Source organism: Blastopirellula marina, from assembly GCF_002967765.1.
Taxonomy (GTDB): Bacteria; Planctomycetota; Planctomycetia; order Pirellulales; family Pirellulaceae; genus Bremerella; species Bremerella marina_A.
The window spans coordinates 639,081-651,860 of sequence record NZ_PUHY01000010.1 but is presented as its reverse complement, the minus strand read 5'-3'; the positions used below and the strand labels follow the sequence as shown (position 1 = coordinate 651,860).

The 12,780-nt window shown below is 53.9% G+C and carries 12 protein-coding genes; 7 read left to right on the top strand and 5 right to left on the bottom strand.

Annotated features, from left to right (window positions below):
* Positions 1-222 precede the first annotated feature (222 nt).
* The 3 genes from C5Y83_RS13735 (at position 223) to C5Y83_RS13725 (ending at position 4,328) form a co-directional block, all read left to right on the top strand.
* Positions 223-732, top strand: a complete 510-nt coding sequence (locus C5Y83_RS13735) for a UvrB/UvrC motif-containing protein (protein ID WP_105330300.1) — start codon at positions 223-225, stop codon at positions 730-732.
* A gap of 109 nt (positions 733-841) precedes the next feature.
* Positions 842-1,882, top strand: coding sequence for a protein arginine kinase (locus tag C5Y83_RS13730; protein WP_105330787.1), 1,041 nt, complete (start codon positions 842-844; stop codon positions 1,880-1,882).
* 139 nt (positions 1,883-2,021) lie between these two features.
* The gene (locus tag C5Y83_RS13725) at positions 2,022-4,328 is read left to right on the top strand and encodes a TIM44-like domain-containing protein (protein WP_158262357.1); all 2,307 of its coding nucleotides are present in this window, start codon (positions 2,022-2,024) and stop codon (positions 4,326-4,328) included.
* A 17-nt stretch (positions 4,329-4,345) separates the two neighbouring features.
* Here the strand turns inward: C5Y83_RS13725 and C5Y83_RS13720 are convergent, their stop codons facing one another.
* The 3 genes from C5Y83_RS13720 to C5Y83_RS13710 all read right to left on the bottom strand — a co-directional run bounded on the left by C5Y83_RS13720 (position 4,346) and on the right by C5Y83_RS13710 (position 6,564).
* Positions 4,346-4,783 carry a hypothetical protein gene (locus tag C5Y83_RS13720; protein WP_233207218.1) on the bottom strand — a complete coding sequence of 146 codons (438 nt, stop codon included), beginning with the start codon at positions 4,781-4,783 and terminating at the stop codon, positions 4,346-4,348.
* Positions 4,784-4,800: 17 nt separating this feature from the next.
* Positions 4,801-5,304: a pantetheine-phosphate adenylyltransferase gene (coaD, locus tag C5Y83_RS13715; protein ID WP_105330297.1), complete on the bottom strand. Its 504-nt coding sequence runs from the start codon at positions 5,302-5,304 to the stop codon at positions 4,801-4,803.
* Positions 5,305-5,403: 99 nt separating this feature from the next.
* Entirely contained in the window at positions 5,404-6,564 is a 1,161-nt protein-coding gene (locus C5Y83_RS13710) for an aminotransferase class V-fold PLP-dependent enzyme (RefSeq protein ID WP_105330296.1), read from the bottom strand.
* A gap of 288 nt (positions 6,565-6,852) precedes the next feature.
* On the opposite strand from C5Y83_RS13710, the gene C5Y83_RS13705 reads away from it, so the two are divergent.
* Both C5Y83_RS13705 and C5Y83_RS13700 read left to right on the top strand, forming a co-directional pair.
* Complete coding sequence (locus C5Y83_RS13705; RefSeq protein ID WP_105330295.1) at positions 6,853-7,035, top strand: hypothetical protein; 183 nt, start codon at positions 6,853-6,855, stop codon at positions 7,033-7,035.
* A gap of 181 nt (positions 7,036-7,216) precedes the next feature.
* Positions 7,217-8,251, top strand: coding sequence for a prenyltransferase/squalene oxidase repeat-containing protein (locus C5Y83_RS13700; RefSeq protein WP_114304679.1), 1,035 nt, complete (start codon positions 7,217-7,219; stop codon positions 8,249-8,251).
* Between the two features lie 9 nt (positions 8,252-8,260).
* Here C5Y83_RS13700 and cobA read toward each other — a convergent pair whose 3' ends face one another.
* Positions 8,261-9,805, bottom strand: a complete 1,545-nt coding sequence (gene cobA / locus C5Y83_RS13695) for a uroporphyrinogen-III C-methyltransferase (RefSeq protein ID WP_233207216.1) — start codon at positions 9,803-9,805, stop codon at positions 8,261-8,263.
* Positions 9,806-9,971: 166 nt separating this feature from the next.
* On the opposite strand from cobA, the gene C5Y83_RS13690 reads away from it, so the two are divergent.
* Both C5Y83_RS13690 and rpsT read left to right on the top strand, forming a co-directional pair.
* Complete coding sequence (locus C5Y83_RS13690) at positions 9,972-11,405, top strand: tetratricopeptide repeat protein (RefSeq protein WP_158262356.1); 1,434 nt, start codon at positions 9,972-9,974, stop codon at positions 11,403-11,405.
* A gap of 72 nt (positions 11,406-11,477) precedes the next feature.
* On the top strand, positions 11,478-11,756 hold the full coding sequence (gene rpsT, locus C5Y83_RS13685; RefSeq protein WP_105330292.1) for a 30S ribosomal protein S20: 279 nt from the start codon (positions 11,478-11,480) through the stop codon (positions 11,754-11,756).
* A 151-nt stretch (positions 11,757-11,907) separates the two neighbouring features.
* On the opposite strand, the gene C5Y83_RS13680 is transcribed toward rpsT, so the two are convergent.
* Positions 11,908-12,759 (bottom strand): dihydroorotate dehydrogenase electron transfer subunit, encoded by an 852-nt coding sequence (locus C5Y83_RS13680; protein ID WP_105330291.1) that lies wholly within the window; start codon positions 12,757-12,759, stop codon positions 11,908-11,910.
* Between the last annotated feature and the right edge of the window lie 21 nt (positions 12,760-12,780).

Here is a 12,780-nt window from a genome sequence, read left to right as displayed (position 1 = left end):
TTCACGACCACGAAATTTCAGTCTCAGGTAACATTGAACGGGATGACGTCTTATCTTGACACCCCCCTTAGCGTCGATAGAATCCAGAATAATCCTCGCGCAGTATCTCTAATTGCAATTTGGATTTACGTTGATCGGTTCCCACCTATTGGGTCGTGACTTGGTTCTGGGTGGTGAATTTGTGCTATTTGTCAGTTTGATGGAAGGAGGCGATTTTTCGTTATGAAGTGTCAACAGTGCGAAAAGCCAGCAACCTTTCACATTACGGAACTGACCGGGGAGAAGCCGCATGAGCTGCACCTGTGCGAGCAGTGCGCGCAGACCTACCTGACTCAGAATCCGTCGGGGGGGATGCCGATCCAACCGTCGTTGGCCGGCATGTTGCATCAGCAACTGAAAGTCGCCGACACGGCGAAAGAATTGGCCAAGCTTGACGAACAGGTCTGTCCGATTTGTGGGATCACTTTCTACGAATTCCGGAATCAAGGTCGCTTGGGCTGTCCACACGACTACACCTGCTTCGGCAGCGAGCTCGATCCGCTGATCGTCAATATTCATGGCGACAACCAGCATGCTGGAAAGCATCCCAAGCATCATCAGCAGTCGTCCCAGCAGCAAACGCAGCTCATCCAGCTTCACAACGACATGAAGGTGGCGATCGAGAAGGAAGATTACGAGCGTGCTTCCCAGATCCGGGACGAAATTCGTAAGATTGAAGAAGGTCAACAGTAACGTGGTAGTGCACAAGGAAGAGCCTTGTGCGGGAAATCGCCAAGTTTGGTGAGTGAAGGTTAGGAAATACGTGGAATTACGCGAATTGGCATGTCGATCGGGCGAATGGATGCGCGGCAGCGGACCCGAGTCTGACATCGTGATCAGTAGCCGAATCCGTCTGGCACGTAACTTGGCCGAATTCCCGTTTATTCGCCGCTGCTCGCCCCAAGATCGAAAATCGATCGAGAAGATGGTACATGACCGTCTGCAAGCGATTCCCGGCTTTAATACGCTTTATTATCTGCGTGTGGACGAACTAGCCCACGTCGATCGCCAGTTTCTCACCGAGCGTCAACTGATCAGCCGCGAACATGCCGAGGCCGAAGGTGCCCGCAGTGTAGCCATCGACAACGACGAACGCCTGAGCGTGATGATCAACGAAGAAGATCACTTGCGCATCCAGGTGATGAAAAGTGGTCTCGATTTGACCAGTGCTTGGAATCAGATCAACGAAGTTGACGACCAATTGGAAAGCAAGCTCAGCTACGCGTTTCACGAACGACTTGGCTATCTGACTGCTTGTCCCACCAATGTCGGTACCGGAATGCGTGTCAGCGTGATGTTGCATTTGCCGGCTCTGGTCATTACCAACCAGATCGAGAAGGTCTTCCGTAGCTTGCAGAAGATTAATCTGGCCGTCCGCGGTTTGTATGGCGAAGGTTCCCAGGCAATGGGTGACTTTTACCAGATCAGTAATCAAATTACGCTGGGCAAATCGGAAGAAGAATTGATCGGTCAGGTCAGCGGCGTGGTGCCGATGATCATCGAGTACGAACGTAAAGCTCGCGACTTCCTGATCACGCAAAACCGTGAGGATCTGCACGACAAGATCAGTCGGGCTTACGGTATTTTGTGCACAGCACAGACGATCAGTAGCGAAGAGACCATGCACCTGCTTTCAAGTGTTCGCATGGGCGTGAATCTGGGGCTGATCGACGATCTGGCGATTTCCGATATTAACAAGCTGTTCGTTGAGACCCAGCCGGCCCATTTACAAAAGCTGCGTGGCAACGAACTCGATACCGCCGGACGGAACATCGAGCGGGCCCTCTACTTGCGTCGCTATCTGCAAGATCGCGGAAAAGAGCATCGCGACGAGCGAAATTAAGCTCGCTCAGTCGATTTTTCCGCAAGGTTTTCTTAGACTCAACGAATAAGTATTCGAAAACACCATTCGCTGCGCTCTCGCGTGGCGACTTTTCGGCTCGTTCCTTTCTTTGCCGTCGTCCACGTGGATGATTGATGTTATGCCTTGGTTTGTGGCGGAAAATACGATTCTCACCGCCGCGAGCGGACTTGAGGGTTTGGGTTTCGTGATCCTCACCGGGATCTTTCTAGCCGGTCTCGCCTCCGAGCACCTTCAGGGCGGTCTCCGCAGCCTGACCACCATCAAGCTCGGCAGTATCAAGTCTCGCATCAGCCAGATGGAAAAGGCGCTGGAAGCGATTGAAGAGGCGGATCCTGATTTCGATCTGGAAGACTTCTGCGCGGCGGCGGCCAGTGCGTTTATCACCGTCGAGAAAGCGATCGACGAGGGAGAACTCGATCAAATCCGGGCCTTTGTTTCCGACGGAATCTATCAGCGATTTGCCTTCCGCTTGGATGAAGAAGCCAGCTTGGGGCGTTCACGAAAGACCGAGAAGCTCACACTTACGAAGATCGCCCCTGTCGAGATTACCTCAGCAAAGAACACTCACAACGCGTTCGAGGTGATCTCGGTACGCATCACCGGCCACGCGATGCGTGAGTATCGCATGACGGAAGGAACGGCGCAGATTACGGTCGAAGAGCCAGAGGAAATTGGTGAGGTTTGGACTTTCCTGCGTCGTCGTGGTGCCAAAACGAAGTCAAAGGACTTTGGTTCGGTGAATGGACAATGCCCGAATTGCGGAACCGATATTTCGGTGAATCAATGGGAAAAGTGCCCTGCTTGTGATAGTACCGTTCGCTCTGGTGAGCATGGCTGGGTGCTTTCCGAGATTTCCGATCTGTCGTCTTGGAAGGTGACCAAGCCGTTCAAGATGAGCAGCGCAACACGCTACTGGATCAAGCAAGATCAGGGATTCAGCTCGCACTATTTGGAAGACCGAGCCAGTGTGATCTTCTTTCGCAAGTTTCTGGCTGATCGACTCGGAGTGATCGACGCAATCGGTAAGGTTGCGACCGACCGGTTCTGCGAAGCGTACGAAAAGAAACTTGAGCCTGATCGATTTGGAAATCGCACAATCTATCTTGAGCCTCGTATTCTCGCCGCGGACGTTTCCGGGGTAATCTCCGAAGAACCGTACGATAAGGCGTTGATGCACATCCGTTGGACAGCTCGGCGAGGAATCGATCGCAGTGGACAGATCGTGTTGGAGAAGGAACCGGTACAGACGAGCACCATGATGGTCTTGGTTCGTAAGCACGGTACGAAGACCCGCATTGAGCGAACGATCACGAGTTCGCATTGTCCGAAGTGTGGCGCCCCCGAGTCGAACAACGCTTCGCACGCGTGTGAGTTCTGCCAGACGGTTCTCAACGATGGGGCACTCGAATGGACAATGGCCGATATGCTGCCGTTTACTTCGACCGAGGCATTGGCCCTGCGAAAGAAGGCGTACGAAGGCATCGAAACAAAAGTAGCCGTCGTACAGACTTACGACGCGGAAGATGTCCCATTAAAGCGAGTGGTGGCGATGGAGCAGACGATGCCCGAGTTCACCAAGAGCGAAATTGAGGGGGTGCAAATCGATGGGCACGCACCGAACGTGATGATTCGTGAAGACGACGTGACTTTGTGCCGCTTGTTGATTGAAGTCGCCCGCCAGATTCAAATTCCCAAGGCCAACTCCAACGAATTCATCCGTCAGGTTGCGAAGGCATTGAAGGTGCCCAACGCAGCGCTCCTAGCCGCGGCCAAAGATCGCAAGCCGTTGAATCGTGCCCCGCTGCGAAAGCTCAATTCGCAGGTTTTGAATTTCTGGTTGAAAACATTGGTGAACGTCGCGCTGATCGATGCCCAGATCGAGGCCTGGCAAAAGGTAATTGTGTTCGCGACCGCCAAAGAACTAGGGCTAAGCCGTTACGATGTCGACGCGGCAATTCGTGCCCGAATGCTGGAACTGGAAGAGTGGTCGGAAGGGATGCGCTCGGTCGATATGTTCACCTGGGTTGTCGTGATGGCGGCCGCTGATGGACGGTTCGATCCCAAGGAAGTTGAACTCCTCAAGCAAATGGCCGAGCATTACGGAATCAGTCGTCCGCAGCTGAAAGATATGTGTCAGGCCGCACTGAATAAACAGCTCGACGTGCAGATGCCAAGCGATCCAGATATTGGCCAGTTGTGGCTGGTGAAGATGATCGATATGGCGTTCGCCGATGGGACCGTCTGCCGAGCCGAACAGAAAGTGCTTTCCAAAATGGCCGATCGGATTGGGTTTACGCCGTACGATTTGAAACAACTCATGCGTCGTCGCCGGGCCGTTCTCTACAAACAAGCACGTGATGCCCTGCGTGGAAACCCAATCGCCGAAGAGGATGAACTCGTTCTAAAAGCAGATTGGAAGGACTAACGCGACTCGCTTTCCATTTAGTCCAACGAAGATTCAGCTAAGTCAGCTTTATCCTCTGGCGGAATTGCTGCAAAAAGCGATTCCAACCACTTGCGATCTCCCTCGGACAAAACCGCGGTACGCTGTTCTGTGTAGGAATTACTTTCCCATAACATTCCCGTGTAGTTGAAGCGTCTTAGTTCGTTATGACCATCGAGTAAAACAATCGTTCGTTCGCCAAGATGTCCTGGTAACGTATCTCGGTACGGTTTCCACGTGGCTTGTCTATAGATGCCTTCCAGCCGAGCGACGAGATTGGGATCGGCAATTATTTGCTGTCCTTGATTGGATGTAATCGCGATGCGGTTTGCGTTCTGGAAATCGGCTAACCACTGTGGATCTGGGGCGGAGGAAGCCAAGCGACAGCCAGCCGTGAGGGTTGCTGTAAAAAACAATGTCAGGGTTACCCAGTGCACGGCTAGGTCCATCGAAGTTACTTGCTTGTGGCGAACTTGGCCCGCAAATCAGGGATAATCGAGGCCGGGATGAACTTCTGCAGTTGTTCATCATTGGCAAGAGGCGTGATCTGTTTCAGCAGCGAACTGGAAACGTGGCCATACTCTTCGTCGGCCATCAGAAAGATGGTTTCGATCCCGGAATCGAGCTTGCGGTTGGCCATCATCATCGTGAATTCGCCGGCGATATCCGTCAGCGGACGAATACCGCGGATCATTACCCGTGCACCCACGTTTCGAACGAACTCGACGGCCAGGCCGTCGAAGGTTTGCGTCTCGACGTTCGGCATATCGGCTGTCACCTTTTGAACCAGGTCGATCCGCTCTTCCGGGCTGAACAGACCGGTTTTCTCGGCGTTCACGCCGATACCGACAATCAAGCGATCGACGAGCTTGCTGCTCCGCTCGATCAGATTGAGATGTCCCAAGGTGATTGGATCGAACGATCCAACGTATACGGCGATTCGGTTGTTGTCCGCCATCAACACTTCCAGAAAGCAAATCGTGAAAGGGAAAGGATTTCATGGCCGCCTCGATAGAAGCCGCCATGGGATTGACGATTGTCGGTGCCTGCTGAAAGCTTACTCGACGGCTGCCAGGGTTTCTACCAATCGATCGATATCGGCTTGGTTGTTGTAGGCATGCGGGCTGAGGCGTGCGAAGTCGCCCCGGACGCTGAAATTGACGCCCATCTTCTGACCTGCTGCTCGCAAGGCTTGCGGAACCTTACCAGGAACTTGAAACGATACGATCCCGGATCGCTCGTCCCCTTCTCGACTGGTGATCAGCTTGGCTCCTGCCTTAGTCAGTGATTCGCATGCCCAGTCGGTGACCTGAAGAACACGCTCGCCGATCGCAGATGTTTTCGGACCGGCTCCGTACTGCAGCAGCAAGTCCAAACTAGCGCCCAGCCCGATCAAGCCAGGCATGTTCTGTGATCCACCTTCGTACCGAGCCGCACTCGTTCGGAAGGTGAGATCGGTCTTATCAAAATTCTTGCGGTCGGCCACGCTGTTCCAGCCAACACCGATCGGGTAAAGCTCGTCGAGAAGTTCCCTCTTGCAATAGAACAACCCGGCCCCTTCCGGTCCCAGCATCCACTTATGCCCGTCCGCTGCCAGGAAGTCGATATCCGCTTCGTGCACATCTAACGGAAAAACACCCATCCCTTGGATCGCGTCGAGAAAGAACAGCGCACCGGCATCGTGGGCGATTTTGGCAAGTTTGGCGGGATCGATCCGCCAGCCTGTCTTGTAACTGACCCAGCTGATCGTCAGAATCCTCGTGTTCGCATCACAGGCCTCGGCAATCCGGTTCAGATCAGGTTCAACCCCTTCGACCGGAATAACCCGCACTTCGACCCCTTTGGTTTGCTGGTGAAGCCACGGATACAGATTCGACGGGAACTCGTTCCCCAAAACTACTAGATTGTCCCCCGGCTTCCACGAGATCCCTTCCGCAACGATGTTGATCCCTTGGGTCGTGTTGCTGACCAGCGCGATTTCGTCCGTATCAGCTCCAATGAGCTTGGCTCCGGATTGTCGTGTTTTTTCGATTAATTGTTCCCAGTCCAGCCAAACTGTGTCACCTTCGTGAGCTGCCTGTTGGCACCAGTTTGTGATCGCTTGGGCCGTAGATTGGGGTAAAGGGGCAACCGCTGCGTGGTCGAAATAGGCCCATTTTTGAGTCACGGGCATCGCTTCGCGGAAAGATTGCCACCGCGATTCGTCGGAAAACGTCATGAAAAGCTTCTTTTATGATCGACTGAAAGACTTGTTGGAAATATAGTTACGACTTAAATTAGGACGTTTTTGACCAGGGCTGGTACTGTATCACTGTAGAGACTTTTCCTTTTCCCCAACACCAGCCTGGTGCATCGTAACGACCATATCGCCTCCCTTTCGAGGCGACTTCCAACCGTCCAGGTGACATTGCCTTAGAACGAGGTATACTGGATGGACTGGATAAATTGGTCAAAATTTTCCTCTTCACTACCGTAGCGTATCGCTGATTTGCTCCAGGAGTTGCCAATGCCGAAAGCGCTAACGATTGTGGGAATGGTAATCGCCGTTCTCCTGCTCTTGATTTTCGCGCTCGACCTTGTGGCTGGAGTTCCATTCGGCGGGGTCAGCATGATTATGGACATTGCGTTCATCGTTTGTGCTGGCGTGCTCGGGTTTCTTGCGTACACCACGTTCGCCGAGCAGAAGTAGTCCTCCCCATCTCACTTGCCTTCAAACGGCCAGTGTTTGGGTGAAAATTCGATCGACTTCCCGCTTCTGCAGTCTGAATAAGCCAAAGTTTGCTAGACGGCGCGTGCGCCACCTGGAAAAATAAGGGAAAGCCATAGCGAACCACGGGAGGTAGCAAGTGCAGAGTTTGAATCGTCGACGGATGTTGGGAATGTTGGGCGGGCTTTCCGCGGCTGCGGTCGCTCCAGAGCTATTGGCCGCCCCACCTTCTGATTCTCAACGCCGCACCTGGGGAGCCTGTATTGAAAAAGGCTTAGGCTGGGTAGCTCGCACTCAATCGCGTTTGGGTCACTGGACCGCTGCTAATTATCCCACCGCGATGACCGCGCTCGCTGGGACGGCGCTGTGTGCCTCTGGGTCGACGACAATGCAAGGACCGTACGCGGAAAATCTTCGCCGAGCGGTTGAGTTTCTTGTATCGAAGGCCCGACCAAACGGATTGATCGGCGACCCGCTGACCGACAATCGGTATACGTACGGTCACGGTTTCTCAATGCTGTTTCTCTCGCAGGTCCTCGGAGAGGAAGAGGACGAGTTTCGGCGCCAAGATTTGATTAAGATCCTCAACAAGGCGGTCGAGTTCAGCGTGTCGGCTCAGACCAAGTCAGGCGGTTGGGGCTACGTTAGCGCGAAAGATGGGAACGACTTCGACGAAGGATCGACCACGATCACGCAGGTTCAAGGACTGCGAGGCTGTCGCAACGCTGGCATCCCAGTGCCGTCTGAGGTCGTCGATAACGCAAAGAAGTACATCTACGACTGCCAGAATCCTGACGGTGGTATCTCTTATAGCTCGAAGAATCGCGGTACTTCGCGACCGGCAATCACGGCCGCTTCGATTTGCTGTTTGCAAAACGCTGGCGAATCAAAGACGAACGTCGTGAAAGAGATGCTCGATTACTGCAAAAAGAATCTCTACCAGATTCAAACCCAGGCCCAGTCCTTCAGCCATTGGCACTACTCTTACCTGTACTATTCGCAGGTTGTCTATCGTGAAGGAACGGACGACAAGAGTCTGTGGGAAGTCTTCCGCAATCGTTTGTACGATCGGATCACGGCCGAGCAGAATGGCGAAGGTTATTGGGATGATTCGAGCGTGGGGCCGATCTACGTCACAGCATGCAACTTGATCATGATGCAGCTGGACCTGGGCTACCTGCCGATCTACCAGCGATAAGCATTCCGGCTAATTCGCGAGCTTTGTGACATAGTCCAAGATCGCTTCGACGATTCCGTCCATCGTGTAAACTTTCGCTTCCACGGTCGGCTCGTAGCCAAGTTCACGCAATGTGTCCGAGGTAATGGGGCTGATGCTTACGAGCTTGCTGCGTTTCATTGCCTCAGGTAGCAGGCTGGCCGTGGCGCGAGCGATGGCGCTGCTGGTCACGATAATCCAGTCAACGTCGCGAGCGCTTAAGCGACGCTCGACCTCTGCTGAAGGTTGGGTCACATCTTCACTTTCGTAGGCAACTACTTCGGTGACCTGTGCCCCCGCCTCGCTTAATCCGTTCGGCAGAACATCACGTCCGCGCGATGCCCGTATGAGTAAGACTTGATCTCCTCGGACACTGGCGGTGAGTGCATCGACGAGCGATTCCGCTCGATACTCTTCGGGCAGGATGTCAGTGTGGAACCCAAACGAACGAAGGTGATCGGCTGTGCCAGGTCCGATGGAGCCAAACTTCACGTGGCCAAGTTTCCGATAATCGAAGCCGAGTTGTTTTAGGCGTTGAATGAAAAACGTCACGCCATTTGCGCTCGAAAAAACGACCCATTGGTAGTTTTCAAGATGACGGATCGCTTCGTCGAGTGGCTGTGAGTCGTGGGGCGGACCGATATCGATCGCTGGCTGCAGAACCACTTCGGCGCCAAGCTCTGACAGTTCATGCTGGAGATCGATCGCTTGATGCTCGGGACGCGTTACCAGAAACGAATGCCCGAAGAGTGGTCGTTCTTCAAACCAGTTTGGAATACTCCGGTCGGCGGCGACCTCGCCAACTACGGTGATCACTGGCGGACGAATTTTCGAGCCAGAGTGAAGCAGGCTGGGCAATTCACCGAGCGTACAACGAAACGTTTCCTGGTCCGGCCAGCTGCATCGTCGTACGATCGCACACGGCGTATCGGCTGGCTTGCCGTGCTCGATCAGTTGTGCGCTCCACTGCGGAGCGGTGGTGACGCCCATGTAAAACACCAAGGTTCCGGGAAAACTGGCGAGTGCACCAAAATCGATGGACGAATCTTGTTTGCCCGGCTTCTCGTGGCCGGTCACAAACGCGACGGCCGAGGCATGTGCCGAGTGGGTCAGCGGGATGCCGGCATAGGCACTCGCGGCCAACGCCGCCGTGATACCGGGAACGATTTGAAACGGAATATCGTACTTGCGGAGAGCTTCAAACTCTTCGGCCGCCCTGGCGAACACGGTTGGATCGCCACACTTTAAACGAACGACCGTTTTGCCTTGCTGGGCATGGGCGACCATTTCGGCATTGATCTTCTCTTGTGTCCACAGCTTTCGCTCGGCATGGCTGCCCAGGCAGTGTCGCTGGGCGGTGGACGAGACGTAACTGAGAAGCTCGGGATTGCTCAGGTAATCGTAAAGGACGACATCCGCTTTCTTCAGACAACAAATGCCACGCCAGGTCAAAAGGCCGGGGTCACCCGGGCCACTGCCCACCAGGTAAACGGTTCCTGGTGGCGTCTGGCTTTGCTGCGGGGAAATAGATGTCACGGAAATCCCTCGTTTGGCGGATCGTGTGGGAAAATGTCGTCCTACATGAATTTAAGACGAATCGTCCTTGAAACGGAAGCGGTTGATACAATAGGAGTAACGGATTATGGTGCTTGGCAGGCACCTCCTTTTCTTACCCGTTTTCGATTCGATTTGGCCAAAGCTTATGTCCGACGGTGCAAGTTCCCCAACCTCTGAAGAATCTGACTACGAAGTTTCGCCGGCATTACGAAAGCGTCTGCAGCAATTATTCGAACATGCTTCGCAGATGATGAGCAAGCCGAAGTATGACTACGACTACGCGCACAGTTTGCTCGGCGAATGTTGTCGACGTGATCCTGCGAATTTGGTCTACGTCGAGAAGATGTTCGAGAACTTGGATCTCAAGTTTAAGGGAAAGAAGAAGGGTTCGGTTTTCTCCGCATTTGGCGGCAAAGGAAATGTGAAGAAAGCCCTGGCCGCCAAAAAGTGGCTGGAAGTGATCTCCGAGGGAATCGACCTGCTGAAAAATAATCCTTACGACAGCGTCACGCTGCGGGCGATGGTCGATGCGTGTGCCGCCCTGCGATTCAATGAAGTCGGCTTGCGTTACATGAAAAACGCCATGGACGGTTCGCCGGGCGATATGGAGGTTATGCGGCACTGTGCCCGATACCTCGGTAAAGTCGGCCAGTTTGACCAAGCGATCTCGCTGTGGCATTTCATCGAAGAAAAGAAACGTGGTGACGACGAAGCCAACAAGATGATCTCGCAATTGACGATCGATCGCGAGCGCCGTGCTCAGGGGCTGTCGACCGTTACCAACCGTCTCGATCCGGAAGAAGCCGCCAAGCTACGTCGTAAGCAACTGGCTGCTCAGGAGGAAAGTGGCGAAGCTCCCCCAGCTGCCCAAGGGCCGTTGACGGAGAAGCAAAAGCTAAAAAATCGGATCGAGAACAATCCCGACATCTCGTCCAACTACATGATGTTGATCGATCTTTGCTGCGAAGAAGGCAAATTCTTCGAGGCAGACGAGGTCTGGAACCAGGCCCAAGCTCATTTTGGCGACACGCTTGAGCTGATCGAGAAACGGGAGGAGTTGATGATGGTCAAGGCTCGTCATCGATTCCGTCTGGCCGAGAAACAAGCCGCCGCCACCCCAACTCCGGAACTGCTCGAGCTGGTCGAAACGGCTCGCAACGACCTGAATCGCATCGAATTGGAAGTCTTCTCGAAGCGAAATCAGCGAAAGCCGGGCGATATTGTCCTAAAATATGAACTCGCGGTGAGGCTCAAGCGGATGGGAAACTTTGAACAAGCCGAACAATTGTTCGATGAGGTCGCCGCAGCGGACGATAAACATTACGCAATTTGCCATCTCAACAAGGGCGAATGCCTCCAGTCCCGCAAACAGTACAAAGCGGCCCTGGCAGCGTATGAAGAAGGCCTAACTCGTGCAGAGAACATGAGTTCTGACGGATTGAAGCTGCTCCTTTATCGAGCTGGCGTGCTCGCGCAAGGGCTGAAGGACTGGGTTTCGGCCAGTAAAAACCTCAAGCGGCTCCACAAAATCGACGCTTCCTACAAAGATGTGAAGCTACGGCTAGACAAACTGCTGTAAATGCGGCATGATGAGTAGCTTAAATTAAGAGTCTGACAAAGGACTGTTCGTTTCCGATTACCCGGTTCAATCATGCCTAATACCAAGAGCGCCAAAAAACGTCTTCGCCAGAATGTGGTTCGCCGCGCACACAACCGTGCGGTTAAGTCGTCCCTCCGATCTTCGATCCGTAGCGTGCGTGAAGCCGTTGCCGCATCCGATTTCGAGAAGGCCGAAGAGCAATTTCGCGCCACGGTGAAGAAACTCGACAAAGCTGGCGCCAAGCGGGTTCTGCACCCAAAGACGACCTCGCGCCTGAAGTCGCGTTTGTCGCACCACATTAAGACCGCCAAGCAGAAGGCTTCCGCCTAGTTCTCGGGCGGTTCTTTCGCAGCACGCTCATGGGCTCATCGGCGAATCATAAGCTCGCCGATTGTGATCCCGCGTGATTGCTAGGCTTGTAAGTCCATTAAAACGCCTGTTGTGCATCAGCAGGCGTTTTGTCGTTGAGGATGGCTCTGCTTTAAGCTTGATCCCAAGCAATTTCACATGCGTCGAAGATTGGCCCTTCGACACATGTTCTTTTATAGTCCCAGCTTCCGTCCTCTTGGCGAACCGGTGCGACGCAGGTGAAGCAGATTCCGATGCCGCATGCCATGGGCGTTTCGAGCGAAACTTGGCACGGCACCGTGCGCTTTCCGGTAAGCTCGCTGACGGCTTCCATCATTTTCTCAGGGCCACAGCACAAAACGTGACACTGGCCGATTCCTTCGTCGATTGCCTGGTCCAATAAGGCGGTGACTAGTCCGTGGTAGCCTGCGCTGCCGTCCTCTGTGCAGATCTTCAGATCGAGACCAGTCGCTCGGAAATCATCTAGTCCGGCGAAATCGGTTGCGGTGCGAGCTCCGTAGCAAAGTGTCACCTTCTTGGGCTTCGAGGTCTCGGACTCCCCTGCCCCGTACTGCTGCAGTCCAAAGACTTGCTTGGCGACGGCCAGGAAGGGAGTTTGCCCGATGCCGCCGGCCACCAAGATCAGGTGATCGGTCTCAGGCAATGTAAAGCCGTTCCCCAGCGGCCCCCAGACTTCCAACTTCTGGCCGGGCTCCATATCCTTCAGCCGCGAAGTAAGCTTGCCGTGAACTTGGTAAACCACGTCGACGAACGTGGGTTTTCCGTTCTCGTTCGCGATGACGTCATACAAGGCAAATGCTCGGCCGAGTAGCGGATCGAAGCACTCGCTAATCCGAACCATGACGAACTGGCCCGGTTTGATCTTGGCCGCGATCTCAGGGGCCTCGAAGCGAACCCGATAGATGCGGGTTGCCAATTGGACGTTCTCGACAATCGAAGTGGCTTGGAACTGAAATTGCGACATCGGTTGCTAATCTTTCTAGTG

Coding starts and splice junctions, on each gene's coding strand:
- C5Y83_RS13710 (WP_105330296.1), bottom strand. CDS start 6,564: ATGACGTTTTCCGACGAATCGCGGTGGCAATCTTTCCGCGAAGCGATG.
- C5Y83_RS13735 (WP_105330300.1), top strand. CDS start 223: ATGAAGTGTCAACAGTGCGAAAAGCCAGCAACCTTTCACATTACGGAA.
- C5Y83_RS13680 (WP_105330291.1), bottom strand. CDS start 12,759: ATGTCGCAATTTCAGTTCCAAGCCACTTCGATTGTCGAGAACGTCCAA.
- C5Y83_RS13690 (WP_158262356.1), top strand. CDS start 9,972: ATGTCCGACGGTGCAAGTTCCCCAACCTCTGAAGAATCTGACTACGAA.
- rpsT (WP_105330292.1), top strand. CDS start 11,478: ATGCCTAATACCAAGAGCGCCAAAAAACGTCTTCGCCAGAATGTGGTT.
- C5Y83_RS13705 (WP_105330295.1), top strand. CDS start 6,853: ATGCCGAAAGCGCTAACGATTGTGGGAATGGTAATCGCCGTTCTCCTG.
- coaD (WP_105330297.1), bottom strand. CDS start 5,304: ATGGCGGACAACAACCGAATCGCCGTATACGTTGGATCGTTCGATCCA.
- C5Y83_RS13730 (WP_105330787.1), top strand. CDS start 842: ATGCGCGGCAGCGGACCCGAGTCTGACATCGTGATCAGTAGCCGAATC.
- C5Y83_RS13700 (WP_114304679.1), top strand. CDS start 7,217: ATGTTGGGAATGTTGGGCGGGCTTTCCGCGGCTGCGGTCGCTCCAGAG.
- C5Y83_RS13725 (WP_158262357.1), top strand. CDS start 2,022: ATGCCTTGGTTTGTGGCGGAAAATACGATTCTCACCGCCGCGAGCGGA.